The organism is Ruegeria sp. ABV3_008 (assembly GCF_056161185.1).
The window spans coordinates 382,666-396,731 of record NZ_JBSWYP010000002.1; the positions used below are offsets into that span (position 1 = coordinate 382,666).

12 protein-coding genes and 1 tRNA gene are annotated in these 14,066 nt (G+C 56.9%); 7 read left to right on the forward strand and 6 right to left on the reverse strand.

Features of this window, described 5'->3' with window-relative positions; translation table 11 throughout:
* Position 1: 1 nt before the first annotated feature.
* From tmk to ACXAH8_RS06060, 3 genes are read right to left on the reverse strand one after another with little or no spacing between them, the layout of a single operon-like run.
* Complete coding sequence (gene tmk, locus ACXAH8_RS06050; RefSeq protein ID WP_170483617.1) at positions 2-628, reverse strand: dTMP kinase; 627 nt, start codon at positions 626-628, stop codon at positions 2-4.
* Entirely contained in the window at positions 625-1,791 is a 1,167-nt protein-coding gene (locus ACXAH8_RS06055; protein WP_475216845.1) for a D-alanyl-D-alanine carboxypeptidase family protein, read from the reverse strand. Before ACXAH8_RS06055 ends, tmk begins: the two co-directional genes overlap by 4 nt.
* Before the next feature lie 16 nt (positions 1,792-1,807).
* The gene (locus tag ACXAH8_RS06060) at positions 1,808-3,124 is read right to left on the reverse strand and encodes an SPOR domain-containing protein (RefSeq protein ID WP_475216847.1); all 1,317 of its coding nucleotides are present in this window, start codon (positions 3,122-3,124) and stop codon (positions 1,808-1,810) included.
* A gap of 202 nt (positions 3,125-3,326) precedes the next feature.
* On the opposite strand from ACXAH8_RS06060, the gene ACXAH8_RS06065 reads away from it, so the two are divergent.
* Positions 3,327-3,416 (forward strand) — tRNA-Ser (locus ACXAH8_RS06065).
* A gap of 375 nt (positions 3,417-3,791) precedes the next feature.
* Here ACXAH8_RS06065 and ACXAH8_RS06070 read toward each other — a convergent pair.
* From ACXAH8_RS06070 to ACXAH8_RS06080, 3 genes are read right to left on the reverse strand one after another with little or no spacing between them, the layout of a single operon-like run.
* A complete protein-coding gene (locus ACXAH8_RS06070; RefSeq protein ID WP_475216848.1) occupies positions 3,792-5,471 on the reverse strand; it encodes a recombinase family protein in 1,680 nt (559 codons plus the stop codon).
* On the reverse strand, positions 5,468-5,884 hold the full coding sequence (locus ACXAH8_RS06075; protein WP_475216849.1) for a DUF2924 domain-containing protein: 417 nt from the start codon (positions 5,882-5,884) through the stop codon (positions 5,468-5,470). The genes ACXAH8_RS06070 and ACXAH8_RS06075 overlap by 4 nt, the downstream gene beginning before the upstream one ends.
* Positions 5,881-6,111 carry a DUF3489 domain-containing protein gene (locus ACXAH8_RS06080; protein ID WP_475216851.1) on the reverse strand — a complete coding sequence of 77 codons (231 nt, stop codon included), beginning with the start codon at positions 6,109-6,111 and terminating at the stop codon, positions 5,881-5,883. The genes ACXAH8_RS06075 and ACXAH8_RS06080 overlap by 4 nt, the downstream gene beginning before the upstream one ends.
* Positions 6,112-6,559: 448 nt before the next feature.
* On the opposite strand from ACXAH8_RS06080, the gene ACXAH8_RS06085 reads away from it, so the two are divergent.
* The 6 genes from ACXAH8_RS06085 to ACXAH8_RS06110 all read left to right on the forward strand — a co-directional run bounded on the left by ACXAH8_RS06085 (position 6,560) and on the right by ACXAH8_RS06110 (position 14,057).
* Positions 6,560-7,954, forward strand: a complete 1,395-nt coding sequence (locus tag ACXAH8_RS06085) for a site-specific DNA-methyltransferase (protein ID WP_475216852.1) — start codon at positions 6,560-6,562, stop codon at positions 7,952-7,954.
* On the forward strand, positions 7,947-8,378 hold the full coding sequence (locus ACXAH8_RS06090; protein WP_475216853.1) for a DUF5681 domain-containing protein: 432 nt from the start codon (positions 7,947-7,949) through the stop codon (positions 8,376-8,378). The genes ACXAH8_RS06085 and ACXAH8_RS06090 overlap by 8 nt, the downstream gene beginning before the upstream one ends.
* Positions 8,365-9,843 carry a phage terminase large subunit gene (gene terL, locus ACXAH8_RS06095; protein ID WP_475216855.1) on the forward strand — a complete coding sequence of 493 codons (1,479 nt, stop codon included), beginning with the start codon at positions 8,365-8,367 and terminating at the stop codon, positions 9,841-9,843. The genes ACXAH8_RS06090 and terL overlap by 14 nt, the downstream gene beginning before the upstream one ends.
* 520 nt (positions 9,844-10,363) lie before the next feature.
* Positions 10,364-11,710, forward strand: a complete 1,347-nt coding sequence (locus ACXAH8_RS06100; RefSeq protein ID WP_170659324.1) for a substrate-binding protein — start codon at positions 10,364-10,366, stop codon at positions 11,708-11,710.
* 106 nt (positions 11,711-11,816) lie between these two features.
* Entirely contained in the window at positions 11,817-12,848 is a 1,032-nt protein-coding gene (locus tag ACXAH8_RS06105) for a branched-chain amino acid ABC transporter permease (protein ID WP_170764849.1), read from the forward strand.
* Positions 12,849-12,851: 3 nt separating this feature from the next.
* Positions 12,852-14,057, forward strand: coding sequence for a branched-chain amino acid ABC transporter permease (locus ACXAH8_RS06110; RefSeq protein WP_475216857.1), 1,206 nt, complete (start codon positions 12,852-12,854; stop codon positions 14,055-14,057).
* Positions 14,058-14,066 lie beyond the last annotated feature (9 nt).

Consider the following 14,066-nt stretch of genomic DNA (forward strand, 5'->3'; position numbering starts at 1 on the left):
TCTATCGCAAGGCTGCCTCGACGATATCTCTCACATCCTGTGCGACACTGTCCATGTCGCGATTGCCATCGATGACGCGAAACCGGTCGGAAAACTCATCAGCCAGCGCTAGAAACCCGGCGCGCATCTGTTTTTGCAGGGCAGGGCCGAAATCTTCGAACCGCTCCTCGGTGCCCTGTCGCCCTTTGGCACGAGACAGGCCAGTGTCCGGGTCCATGTCGATCAGCAGGGTCATGTCCGGCTCGCGCCCGATCATAAGGTCATGGAGCTGATCGACCACCGCCCGCAGGTTCCCACGGGACAGGCCCTGATACATCCTTGTGCTGTCGGCAAAGCGATCGCAGATCACCACCTTACCCGCAGCCAGGGCCGGTTCGATTGTTCGTTCCAGATGATCGCGACGGGCGGCGGTGAACAGCAACAGCTCGGTTTCCGCCGACCATCGGTCAGGGTCGCCTTCCAGCACCAGGCGGCGGATTTCTTCTGCCCCCGGCGACCCGCCGGGTTCACGCGTAAGAACGACCTGATGGCCCGCATTGCGGAGGGACTCGGCCAGCATCCGGGCCTGAGTTGACTTGCCTGATCCGTCTATGCCTTCAAAGGTCAGGAATAACCCGCGTTGCGTCACATCGACTCCAGCGGGTTATTGAAAACGTCTTTGAGGACAATCCCGCCGACGGTCATCATGCGCACCACGAAGCCGCCGAGCGGGACATCCTCGGCCGCGAATAGAGGGCGGCGGATTTCGGGCAAACCTTCGGGCTTGATCACCAATTCGGCCAGTTGCTGGCCCTTGGCAACAGGTGCGTTGACGGGGCCGTCATAGACAACCTCGGCCTCGATATTCTGGGTGCCCAGAACGGGGAACAAAACATTCAGGTCGCCGTCGGGCACCAGACCCACGGTCTTTTTCTCACCCATCCACAGCTTGGCTTCGGCTATCGGCGCTTCTTCGGTGGCAACTGTCCTCTCGACAAAATTTCGAAACGACCAGTTAACCACGGACTCAGCCTCCTCTGCCCGCTGAGCGGTACTCTCTAGGCCAGTGAGAACGAAGATCACCCGGCGATCGCCTTGTTTAGCCGATCCGACAAGGCCGTAGCCGGCCTCTTGCGTGTGGCCGGTTTTCAGGCCGTCGGCCCCAATGTTCAGCCGTAGCAGCGGGTTGCGGTTGCGCTTGTTCGAAGGCGCGCGCCCGTCAAACTCGAATTCTTCTTCAGCGAACAGCGGGTAATATTCTGGGAAATCCGTGATCAGCTGATCTGCGAGGACGGCGAGATCATGCACGGACATCATATGCCCGGCAGCAGGCCAGCCGTTGGAGTTGGCAAAGTTTGAGTTGTTCATCCCCATCTGTTGCGCGCGCTGGGTCATATAGCGGGCAAATCCGGCCTCGGTCCCATCGGGGCTAAGCGCCTCGGCGATCACCACGCAAGCGTCATTGCCAGACAGTACGATAATGCCCCGTATCAGATCCTCGACAGACACACGGTCCTGCGTGTTCAGGAACATGGTTGAGCCGCCATAGCTCATGGCATGCTCCGAGACAGGCAATGTCTCCTGCAGCGTCAAACGCCCATCACGTAGGGCTTCGAACGCGACATAAAGCGTCATGAGCTTGGACATGGATGCGGGCGGAAGCGGCTGATCAGCGTCTTTGGAAAGAAGCACGGTACCTGTGGTTTGGTCCATTACATATGCCGCGCGCGCCGAGGTGTCGAACGCGTGGGCGGGCAGGGCTAGAACAGCCATCCCGAGGGTGAAAACGGATGTTCGCAATGCGGATAGCATAAGGTGCCTCCTGTTCTCAGTTGGCCACGGTGAACGCGTCGCCAAAGCCCAGATCTTTCACGTCGTTCTGGATGGCCTTGCGCTCGGCGCGGGTGGCGGCGGGTCCGACCAGCACGCGCCAGACGGTGTTGTCTTCGGTCTTCAACTCTCGCACCTCGGCCGACATGCCATTTCTGCGGATCTTGGCGGCGGCGCTGTTGGCATTGGACTGAACACCAAACGTGCCGACCTGAACAAATGGTTTCGAAAGCGAGGATGTCGTCACGGCCGTCGCGGCGACAGGCGTCGGCTCTGCGGCGTCGATAGCTGCTGCGGCCCCTTCGATCGGGTCAAGCGTGGTTTCGGTTATCGCGTTGGGATCTTTTTTCTGCCACCACTTGCGCTTGGCAGGTTTCTCGGCTGGGGCAACAACCGGCGCATCGGTCAAAGCCGGAGCCGTGCTGGCCGCCGATATCTCTGCGGTGGCCTCGACGGCGGCCTCGGCGCCATCCACGGCTGCGTCCGAGGCAACAGCGGCTGCGCCTACAGCGCCTGCGGTCGCCGCGGCGGTGGGATCTTTTTTCTGCCACCATTTGCGCTTGGCCGGTTTTTCCGTCTCGGAGGTAGCTTCGGGCGCATCAACTTCGGCCACGTCACTAGTTATGGCGGCCTCGGCCCCATCTTCGGCTGCGTCTGAGGCAACAGCGGCTGCACCCACAACGCCTGCAGTCGCCGCTGCGGCAGGGGCTTTTTTCTGCCACCATTTGCGCTTAGCCGGTTTTTCCGTCTCAGAGGTGGCCTCGGATGCATTGACCTCGGCCACGTCACTGGCGGCGGCGGTCTCGGTGCTTGCTTCGGGCGCGGTCTCGGCCTCAGCGACCTCGGGCTCGGGCGGCGCCTCAACGGTTTCTCGCCGCAAGGCCACCACGTTGATCTTGGTTGGCGCGCCCGCAAGGATACCCAATTGCTCCGCCGCTGCAGATGACACTTGCAAGGCGGGACCGGGCAGGTTGCGTTCGCGCCGGAACAAGGCGCCGGTTACGGATTTGTTGTTCGAGGCATTCTTGATGATCACCCGCTCGGGCTGAGTCACATCAGGGTGGGCCACCCAGATCCCGCCCAGCGATGGGCGACCGTCCCACAATCCGGCCTCGGTCAATTGGAATACGTCCGGTGCTTCGACATCGCGCTGTGTGTCGCCGGAGGATTGAGGGAAAAGTTCGTTCTTGCTGGTATTTTCGTCGGGTTTTTCTGCGGTTGCCAGCGTTTCCGCGCAACTCGACAACACCACCAACGCTACAGCCAAGCACGCCAGCCGTTTTGGCCCTGGGCGGATCTCAGTCGCTCGCTTCATTTTGTCATCCCTTGCCTGAAGGGGCCTCGTTCCCCGAGCCCCACCGTCAGCCAGCCGGTTCTTTGCGCCAGCCTGCTGCGGTCTTTCATGCGGATCATAACGTGGGTATGGTTCTATGGAAAGTCTGCTGCTTGGGCTTCGGCAAGATTTCCCGATTTTGACTTGCCTCTGATTTCAGTTGGCCTTAGACCCTGCCTTCGACGGGGAGGTGGCAGAGTGGTCGAATGCGGCGGTCTTGAAAACCGTTGGGCGTGAGAGCGTCCCCAGGGTTCGAATCCCTGTCTCCCCGCCACCCATACCCGTCTCACTTCAGTGGTATTTTTTGATCCGGAATTGTGCCGCAATTCCCGCGAGTTGGCGCATACGCTTTCAAACAGAGACTGAGCAGATCGTACACTCAGAGTGCAATTCAGGTCCAAGTCTCAGTGGCGCATTTTGGCGGGGTCGCTTTGGACTGGGTTTCCCTGATAAACCGCAATTTACAGGGAATTTTCGCAAACCGGGACTGATTTCCGTCATTTCTTCTATCAGAACTGTATGTTTTTCAGAGGTTTATGATGCAAATTCCCTAAAAGGTGGAACAGGGAGTTTCCTCGTGCGAACAGGGAATTGTTCCGCCGGATCAGGGAGGGTGAGCCCTTTATCAGGGACGCAGGATCTGGAGCTATCAAAAGCCGAACAGGTGTTCCTGTTCGGTCCAATCAAGTGGGTGGGTCACGCTGACCAAACGCTTGAGTGTGAGTTCGGGCGGCTGGGTGCCGTCGAGAATCGCAGCCTGAATCTTCGGGGAGAGAAAGGCGAGCTGAGCACGGGTGCGGATAAAGGCGCCGGGGACGCTTTCGCGGCGTGCAATCTCCATCAGTTGAACCCCGGCTTTCAGATCTCGGGCCCAGCCATGGGCGCGGATCAGCATGGACCGGAGGTGGGGATCAGGTTGGGGTGCCACGTCCCCGGCAACGACCTTAGCCTCGACGCCGCGGCGGCGCAGATCGAAAGATGCGGTGACGTGGGTGAGATCCGGGTGCAGATGATCGGCGGCGATGCCAAGTGCGCTTGCCAGAGTTTTGGGGTTAAATTCGAGGTCGATCTGTCCTCGTGCAAGTTTGCCTTTGGCCAGAAGAGCAGCGCCGATCTGACAGCCTTGGCCTAGAAGCCGGGTTACTAAATCCGCAACTGAAGTCTGAACTGGCTCGGCTGATCCGGCCTCCGGTTGCGCCAGTACTTGGTGCGCCGCGGCGGCGTCTTGCAAATGTCTGACGATGATATCCATGACGGCGTGTTCCAGTGCCGGGCCGGGCAGTCGCAAGCCAGAGATATCCTTGCCACCTGAGATCAGTCGATTGGAGATATAGTAGCGCAACCGTCGGCCTTTGCGCGTGGTGTGGGTCGGCGTCAACCGATCACCAGTTTCGTCATACAGCAGACCGGTGAGCCAGGCGCCGGGGTCAGTGGAATGTTGGCGCGCATCGGAGTCGCCGCGTGCCCGCGAGCGGTTGGAGGCCTGTCGCATTTTTTCCTGCACCCGGCCCCAGATGTCCTGATCGATGATCGCCGGATGTTGTCCGTCCCAGATCTTATCCTTGTGGCGGATTTTTCCGAGATAGACCGGATTGCGCAGCAGGTAATAGATTTGACCCCGTGACAGCGGACAATCCCCCTTCACACTGCCATCTGTCCGAACAACCCGTTTTGACCGCAGCCCTTCTGCCGTTGCCCGTTCTTCTACTTTGCGCAGGCAACCCAGCTCGTCATAAAGCCCAAAGAGATGCCGGACCGTTCTGGCCTCTTCTTCATTCACCACCAGCGTTCTTGCCTTCGGATCGGGGTGGCGATCATAGCCCAGAGGCAGGTTGCCACCCATCCAAAGCCCCTTCTTCTTCGACGCTGCAATCTTGTCGCGAATACGTTCGGCGGTGACTTCCCGTTCAAACTGAGCAAAGGACAACAGCACATTCAGCGTTAACCGGCCCATGGAAGATGAGGTATTGAAGGCCTGCGTGACGGACACAAAAGAACAGTTTGCCTGTTCCAGCCGGTCGACCAGCTTAGAGAAGTCGGCAAGCGACCGGGTCAGCCGGTCAATCTTGTAGACCACCACCATGTCAATACGCCCGGCATCGATCTCTTCAAGAAGGCGCTGAAGGGCGGGTCGCTCTAGGGTGCCGCCCGACAGGCCACCGTCATCGTAGCGCCCGGACAACAGGGTCCAGCCTTCATGTCGCTGGCTGGCGACATAGGCCGCGCAGGCCTCATATTGCGCATCTAGTGAATTGAAGTTCTGGTCCAACCCATCCTCGGACGACTTGCGCGTATAGATGGCGCATCGGATTTTACGGCGCGGGCTCATTTGGCGATCTTTCCGGTGAGCCCAAAGAAACGCGGCCCTGACCAATGCGCGCCGGTAATCTCTCGGGCGATGGCCGAGAGTGAGCGATAGGACCGACCGTTCCAAGTGAAGCCGTCTTCTGTAACGTCGACTACATTGGTCACACTATTCCACTCGCGTAGCAGGCGCCCGCCGGGTTTTAGGGCAGGGCATGTAGGCCGGGGTTTCTTCCCAGAGCCCTTTTCCAGCGTGGCTTTGACTTGCCGGGGTAGCCTGCCATGACGGCGGGACTGCATCTCAAAGGCGATAAAGCGGCGCAGGAAGGGTTGGCTGAGCATGGCGGGGGCTGGTTGATCAAACAATTGCTCCCAAAGCGTGACCAGATCCGATCGACCCATTGCGGCGAGATCGGCAACATCGCCAGTCTTCGTCATGCCTCTTCTCCTGTTCCGACCGTCAGGTGATAGGTGGACGAACCATCTGGTTTGTCGGATGCCCGCCTTTCAATAGTGACGCCTTTTTTCCGCAGGCCGCTGAGAGCCGCTCGGACCGAATGAGGCTGCCACCCCGTTGCTTTGCAGAGCGCCTCAAGGCTGGCGCCGCTCGGGCGGCGCAACAAAGCTTGAACCTTGTCAATTTTGGTTTGCTTCCGTTTGGACATGAACTGTCTCCTCTGATCTTGGGTCAGCGAGATGCCGAACCCCGGTACCGAGGAGCGCCCGAATGGCTCGGGCGTAGGTTCAGTGATGCGTGGTTTACGGCAACAGTCCAGCTCTTTCTGAAACGATTACTGGAGGCGTGTGTTTTGAAGTGCGACGCTGCCGTACCCCCGATTATTCGTCAACAATCTTAATTGGTTACTTTTAGTTTGGGGGGTTGCGTCTCGTATTGATGGCACCTACATTCGACCTAATCGCCCGGACTATCGGGGCGGGAAACTGCTCCCGCAGGCAGCACTCATTGGAAACACAGGTTTCCGCAGAGAGCATTCAAAGGAGCAACGTCTCGGATCGATTGGTCCGGGGAGTTGCTATTTGTGCTCTCTCCGATTTTCCAACGCGATCCCTCCATCTCGACGTCCGCGCGGCGTCACGCAAAAGGAGGCGGTTATGCCTGCTAAAAACACACACAGCGACGTCCAGGCGTCCAATACGCCGATCTGGATGGCCGAAAAAGTCATCCAATTGAAGATCAGCCAGATCAAGCCCTACGCCAACAACAACCGCGTGCACGCGGCCAAGAATATCGACAAACTGAAGGCATCGGTGGCTCAGTTTGGCTTTGTCACTCCGATCCTGTTGGATGGTTCGGGCACAATCATCGCGGGTCATGGCCGCTATGAAGCCGCCAAGGCCCTGGGGTTGAATTCCGTACCGACTGTTGTCGCGGATCACTTGTCAGACGGGGAAGTGCGCGCTCTGCGCATTGCGGACAACAAGCTGGCGGAATTGTCCGACTGGAACGAAGCTGCTCTGCAGATTGAGTTTGCCGAGCTGATGGATCTCAGCCTTGATGGCGAGCTGGATTTTGATCTGGAAATCACGGGGTTCGAAACACCGGAGATCGACATCATCATCGATAGTGCGGGCGAGGCCACGGAGACGGAAGCGGAAAGTGTAGAGGCCCCGGACCCTGCGGCACCCGTAATCACGGAGCCGGGCGACCTCTGGGTTCTCGGAGATCATCGCATCTTCTGCGGGGATGCCCTTCAAGCCCAGAGCTACGACACCTTGCTGGAAGGCGAGCGCCCGCAGATGGTCTTCACCGATCCTCCTTATAACGTGCCGGTCAATGGGCATGTGCGGTCCGGCAATAGCGCCGAACACCGCGAGTTTGCCATGGCGTCGGGGGAAATGTCGGATAGCGAGTTCCGCGGCTTTCTTTCAGGCGTGATCACCCAGTTGTTTGGCCGTCTGCCAGACGGGCGTATTGCAATGATCTGCATGGACTGGCGTCATATCGAAGAACTGATTGCAGTGGGCAAGGCAGCTGGATTGGACCTCATCAATCTCTGCGTCTGGAATAAGACGAACGGAGGCATGGGCAGCCTTTATCGCTCCAAGCATGAGTTGATTTGCATTTTCAAGAAGCCTGGTGCGCCGCACATCAACAACGTCGAGCTGGGCAAACACGGGCGCAACCGGACCAATGTCTGGGACTATGCCGGTGTGAACAGCTTTGGAGCAGGGCGCGAGGCTGACCTCTCAGATCATCCCACGGTGAAGCCGACAGCTCTGGTTGCAGATGCCATCATGGATGTGAGCCACCGCGGCGACGTCGTGCTGGATGCCTTTGGCGGGTCCGGCGCGACCTTGCTGGCGGCAGAGAAAACTGGGCGGCGGGCGCGGCTCATTGAGCTCGATCCGGCTTATGTCGATGTCGCCATCCGCCGTTGGCAGGAGATGACCGGTGAGAACGCCATGCACGCGGTAACAGGCCAGACGTTCGATGCGCGTTCTGCGGCCAACGATACCACTTCAGAACAGGAGGTGGGTCATGTCTGACGATACGCAAGAGTATGAGGTCGGCTACGGCAAACCGCCCAAAGCGACCCGGTTCAAGAAAGGCCGCTCTGGCAATCCGAAAGGGCGGCCGAAAGGTGCCAAGGGGGTGAATGCCAGCTTGAAACGCGAATTGGAAACCAAGATTACGGTTCGCGAAGGCAGCCACGAAATCCGGATTTCCAAGGCTGAGGCAATTGCCAAGCGGTTCACGGCAGGCGCGTTGAAGGGCGACACGAAATTGTTGATGGCGCTGCTTAAGCTGGACACAGATCTGTTCAACGCAAGTGAATTGGACGCGCAAGAAAGCGTCCGTGCGGTTGAGCCGGACGCTGTCGACTACGACATCCTCCGGGATTTCTTTTCCAGCCAACTGGACGGTGACGGTGATCTGGAAAACGAGGAGGCGGAAGATGACGACTCCTGATCCAAAAATCGTCGTGCAAGCCGCTCGCGAGGTTTGCCGGGACAATTTCTTTCCCTTCGTGTGGCGTGTGTTTGGCACGCTGCACCAGGGGGCTGACCGCGGCTTTGATCCGGCCTGGCATGTGCGTGCTATGTGCCATGAGTTAGACAACGTGCGCATCGGCGAGAACAAGCGGTTGATCATCAACATTCCGCCCCGGTGCCTGAAATCGGTCACTGTGGCCGTTGCCTATGTCGCTTATCTTCTCGGTCATAACCCCAGCGCCAAGATCATTGTTGCCAGTTACGGGCTGGATCTGGCGCGCAAGCATTCCGAAGATTGTCGTCGGATCATGTCTGCGCGCTGGTACCGGGAAATGTTCCCTGAAACGGTCTTGGCTAAAAAGGGCAACACCTCAGAAGAAATCCGCACCACAAAGGGAGGCAGCCGTAAGGCTGTCTCCATTGGAAGTTCTGTCACCGGTCATGGCGCGGACTACATCATCATCGATGACCTGCTGAAAGCCGGAGATGCCGGCTCCGAAGCCGAGCTGGTCAAGGCGCAGGAGTTCATTGAGGGGACCTTGTTGTCGCGCTTCGACAATCCGGCCGAAGGGCGTGTGGTTATGGTTGCGCAACGGTTGCACGAGATGGATCCGCCGGGTTATCTGCTCGAACGCGGGACCTACCGGCATCTGAATCTGCCTGCCATCGCGGAAGGCCATGAGGTGGTTCCTCTTGGGCGTGGAAGGGTCATGCGCCGCAAACCGGGTGATCTCCTGTGCCCGTCCCGTTTGGATCAGCAAACGCTGGATACCAAGCGTCGTGAAATGGGCGCAGCCGTGTTCAATTGCCAGTATCAGCAAAACCCAATTGCGCCAGACGGATCACCCTTGCGCTGGGAGTGGTTTGGCACCTACGAGACCATCGAAGATCGTCGCTGGTTCCAACTGGTCGTTCAAAGCTGGGATACGGGCATGTCTGCGGATCCCCGGTCCGACTTCTCGGTCTGTACAACCTGGGGGTTCCGAGAAAACGCGTGGTATCTTATCGACGTCTGGCGTGGGCAGGTGGACTACCCAGACCTGAAAGCCAAGGCACTGCAGCTTGTTCGCCGTTGGGATCCGGATCGTGTTCTGATCGAAGACGCTGCCTCCGGCAAACCGCTTCTGGACGAATTGTTTCGTGATGACCGTCGGCGCTATGAACGCATTAGACCTGACAAGGACAAGGAAACCCGGTTCCAGTCCGCTTGCGGTCCTGTCGAAGAGGGCAAGGTGTATTTGCCTGCAAACGCGCCCTGGCTGACAGCGTTCAAACGGGAACTGCAGTCCTTTCCACGCGGGCGAAACGACGATCAGGTCGACAGCTTTGCCCACTTTCTGAACTGGTCCAAGGGACCGGGCTTCTACCGGGCATTGGGCCGCGACCACCGGATCAACATCGAACGTCGGGAGCGTAATCGAGAGAGGGTCAGGCGACGGTAGAATCTCGGAGTTGGGCAAAACGCTTCGAGCGTTGTTTCAAAGTTCGTCACCTCTATCTACCCCGAGAGTGCTCCCAGTGAATGTTCGCATCCGCAAAGCGGAAGTTAGTGAGTAGCGCAGTGTAGGACCGCAAGGAGCCCAAAGCGGACATCTGGGAAAAACAGGTTCAGATGAGTGCATCAATGCGCATTGTGTCAAATTGGAACAACCAGGACTGCCCCGAACTTGCGAATTGCCCTCGGCTCCTGCCAACCAGAGTTCATGCCACTATTGATATCAGAAGGAGCGGAAAAAGACTTTGCATCTAACCTATAGAAATGTGGCGAGTTAATATACCTGAACTTCAATTTTTTACTAAAATTAAGAATAGGGGAAAATAAATTTACAAAATTTTATTTCAATTCCAGTAATTTGTTGTGAAATTTTCCTTCGGCTTTCCATTATTGATTTGCACATAAGTGCGCTTTCGTCTGCTGGAAGAGGAGCCAAACGACGAAAGAAAGGGAAATGGGAGGAATTAATGACCAATAAATCTGTCACACGCCGCGGCGTGTTGAAGTCTGGTGCCGTCGCAGGTACCGGTCTGGCCCTGCCTACGATCTTTACGGCTTCGTCGGCTGCTGCTTACACCAACGAACCTACTGGAGGGTCCGTAACCCTGGGTTTCAACGTTCCCCAGACCGGGCCGTATGCTGAAGAGGGTAATGACGAGCTACTGGCGCAACAGTTGGCCGTCGAACATCTCAATGGTGAGGGAGATGGCGGTTGCTTGAATACCTTCACCTCGAAGGCGCTGAAAGGTAACGGTATCCTTGGCAAGAAGGTCGAATTCGTCACAGGCGACACGCAGACCAAATCAGACGCTGCACGTGCATCTGCGAAGTCAATGATCGAAAAAGACGGTGCCATCATGATCAACGGCGGCTCGTCATCGGGCGTGGCCGTTGCTGTGCAGGGACTCTGTCAAGAAGCAGGCGTGATCTTCATGGCAGGCCTGACACACGCCAACGACACGACTGGCAAAGACAAGAAGGCCAATGGTTTCCGCCATTTCTTCAACGCCTACATGTCGGGAGCGGCGCTCGCGCCTGTGCTGGCCGCCGAGATGGGCAAAGAGCGTCGCGCCTATCACCTGACGGCTGACTACAACTGGGGTTGGACCCAGGAAGAGTCGATTGTTGCTTCGACCGAAGCCTTGGGATGGGAAACTGTCAACACTGTCAAAACACCGCTCGCCTCAACGGACTTCTCGTCCTACATCACCCCCGTATTGAACTCGGGTGCTGATGTTCTGGTTCTGAACCACTACGGCGGCAACATGGTGAACTCGCTCACCAATGCGATCCAGTTCGGCTTGCTCGATAAAGTTGCCAACGGAAAGGACTTCAAGATCGTCGTTCCGCTATATTCGGAACTGATGGCCGCTGGTGCGGGCGAGAACATCAAGGGCGTGCTGGGTTCCATGAACTGGAACTGGCAGCTGCAAGATGAGGGCACCAAGGCCTTTGTGAAGTCCTTTGGTGAGAAGTACGGCAAACCGCCGTCCAACTCTGCACAGACCTGCTATGCACAAGTTCTGCTTTACGCGGATGCCTGTGAGCGTGCTGGTACATTCAACCCATGCGGTGTTGTTGAAGCTCTGGAAGACTTCGAGTTCGACGGTCTGGGCAACGGCCCCACCTGGTATCGCGGCGCAGACCACCAGTGCTTCAAAGACGTGTTGGTTGTTCGTGGCAACGAAAACCCGACCAACGCCTATGACACTCTGGAAATCGTCGAGATCACGCCACGTGCGCAGGTCGAATACGACCCCGAGCATCCGATGTTCTCGGGTGGCTCACTGGGTGAGTGTAATCCAGGCGCGTAAGTCCGCGTGTCTAAGTCTGGTCGCCACAGCGGTGGCCAGACATCTGCAACAGTGCTGATCCTGTTGCACCACTCTATTCACACTGACCAACCCTGAGGTGGGGCCAATGGACGCCATCCTATTGCAAATTTTGAACGGTCTGGACAAAGGGTCGGCCTATGCGTTGATTGCGCTGGGGCTGACGCTCATTTTTGGTACGTTGGGCGTTGTGAACTTCGCCCACGGTGCACTGTTCATGATCGGTGCTTTCTGTGCCGTTACTCTGCAAAAGCTCATGAACCTGAGCTTTGTGACCATCGACGAGAGTCAGACCGACTTCCTAGGTAACCCGCTGAAGGTTGAAACACCCTACGTCGAGGCTTGGTTCGGCCCAGAGACCGGTGCGACGATCATCGATTGGTCTGTTCCACTGGCTGTCCTGTTCGCGATCCCGATCATGTTAGCAGTGGGCTACGTGATGGAACGCGGTTTGATCAAGCACTTCTACAAGCGTCCTCACGCTGACCAGATCCTTGTAACGTTTGGTCTGGCGATCGTGTTGCAGGAAATCGTGAAGTATTTCTTCGGCGCCAATCCAATCCAAACTCCACCGCCTGACGCGTTGAGCGGTTCCATTGATCTTGGCATAATGGTTGGCTTTGACCCTAACGCCATAATCTATCCAATTTGGCGTCTTGTGTACTTCGGATTTGCCGTTGCGATTATCGGTGCTGTTTTCTCATTCCTGCAATTTACTACGTTCGGTATGGTCGTGCGCGCCGGAATGGCGGACCGCGAGACCGTAGGTTTGCTGGGTATCAATATCGACCGGCGCTTTACGATTATGTTCGGTATCGCCGCAGCGGTGGCCGGTTTGGCCGGTGTAATGTACGGGCCGTTAAATCCGCCAAATTATCACATGGGTATGGACTTTCTGGTCCTAAGCTTCGTTGTGGTTGTTGTCGGCGGCATGGGCTCACTGCCCGGAGCCGTGCTGGCTGGCTTTCTTTTGGGCATCCTGGAGAGTTTTGCTTCAACAACCTGGGCCACCACAACTATCCCCGGGATTAACCAAATCATCATCTACCTTGTTGCCATCATTGTGCTTCTGACACGCCCGCGTGGGTTGATGGGACGCAAAGGCGTGATGGAGGAATAATCGATGTTTGGATTGAACAAAAAAGACACCAGCCTTCTGATCATCGTCGGCCTTCTCACTCTGCTGGCCCCGTTCATCCTGAACCCGTTCCCAGAAGGCAGCGCCATGGCGCAATTCAACGCTGGTTATCCGGACTTGATGCAGCGCTTCGTGATCTTTGGCATCTTTGCCATCGGGTTCAACATTCTGTTCGGCCTTACAGGCTACCTGTCATTCGGTCATGCAGCCTTTTTGGGTGTCGGATCGTATTCAGCCGTATGGATGTTCAAGTTGCTGAGCTACAATATCATTCCGGCTATCGCGCTCAGTGTTGTGGTCGCTGGAGTGTTCTCACTGCTGATTGGTTATGTCAGTCTGCGTCGGTCGGGAATCTACTTTTCGATCCTGACTCTGGCTTTTGCGCAGATGAGTTTCGCATTGGCCTACTCTGTCCTGTCGAACCCCAAGTTCAACCTAACCAACGGTGAAACTGGTCTGCAGGTCTACGCAGACGATCCACAAATCTTGCAAGGTGCCAACTCTCCGGACCTACCACACCTATTCGGGCTGCCTATGCGCGCAACCTATACTATGGACGTGGGTGCTTGGAGTTTTGATTTTAACGCGGGATACTATCTGTGTGCGATAATCATGATGGTGGTATTCTACCTGTCCATCCGCATCTTCCGCTCGCCCTTTGGCATGATGCTTAGGGCTGTCAAATCAAACCAGCAACGGATGAACTATACCGGCCTAAACTCAAAGCCCTACACGCTGGCGGCGTTTGTTATTTCTGGCATGTATGCCGGTCTAGCTGGTGGTCTAATGGCCGCAATGGACCCGCTGGCAGGCGCAGAGCGTATGCAGTGGACTGCTTCGGGTGAGGTCGTATTGATGACGATCCTCGGTGGCACAGGCACTTTGATCGGCCCAGTGCTCGGAGCGGGCTTTATCAAATACTTCGAGAATATTTTCTCTAAGATCAACGACAATGTGTTGCACAGTTGGTTTGCATTCCTGCCTGACGGTTTGGAGGACGCGGTCGTGTTCGTGATCCATCCGTTCATTGGAAAAGGTTGGCATCTGACGCTCGGCATCCTTTTCATGCTGGTCGTAATCTACCTGCCGGGTGGTCTTGTCGAAGGTGGTCAGCGTTTACTTAACCGGATGAAGCGCAAGAATTCAAAACCCGACGATGCAAAGTCAGGCAAAACGGAACCGGCGGAATAAGGGGCAAGC

Bases quoted from the DNA above. Each gene is read 5' to 3' on its own strand.
- ACXAH8_RS06055 (WP_475216845.1), bottom strand. From the start codon at position 1,791: ATGCTATCCGCATTGCGAACATCCGTTTTCACCCTCGGGATGGCTGTT.
- ACXAH8_RS06060 (WP_475216847.1), bottom strand. From the start codon at position 3,124: ATGAAGCGAGCGACTGAGATCCGCCCAGGGCCAAAACGGCTGGCGTGC.
- ACXAH8_RS06070 (WP_475216848.1), bottom strand. From the start codon at position 5,471: ATGAGCCCGCGCCGTAAAATCCGATGCGCCATCTATACGCGCAAGTCG.
- ACXAH8_RS06075 (WP_475216849.1), bottom strand. From the start codon at position 5,884: ATGACGAAGACTGGCGATGTTGCCGATCTCGCCGCAATGGGTCGATCG.
- ACXAH8_RS06080 (WP_475216851.1), bottom strand. From the start codon at position 6,111: ATGTCCAAACGGAAGCAAACCAAAATTGACAAGGTTCAAGCTTTGTTG.
- ACXAH8_RS06085 (WP_475216852.1), top strand. From the start codon at position 6,560: ATGCCTGCTAAAAACACACACAGCGACGTCCAGGCGTCCAATACGCCG.
- ACXAH8_RS06090 (WP_475216853.1), top strand. From the start codon at position 7,947: ATGTCTGACGATACGCAAGAGTATGAGGTCGGCTACGGCAAACCGCCC.
- terL (WP_475216855.1), top strand. From the start codon at position 8,365: ATGACGACTCCTGATCCAAAAATCGTCGTGCAAGCCGCTCGCGAGGTT.
- ACXAH8_RS06100 (WP_170659324.1), top strand. From the start codon at position 10,364: ATGACCAATAAATCTGTCACACGCCGCGGCGTGTTGAAGTCTGGTGCC.
- ACXAH8_RS06105 (WP_170764849.1), top strand. From the start codon at position 11,817: ATGGACGCCATCCTATTGCAAATTTTGAACGGTCTGGACAAAGGGTCG.
- ACXAH8_RS06110 (WP_475216857.1), top strand. From the start codon at position 12,852: ATGTTTGGATTGAACAAAAAAGACACCAGCCTTCTGATCATCGTCGGC.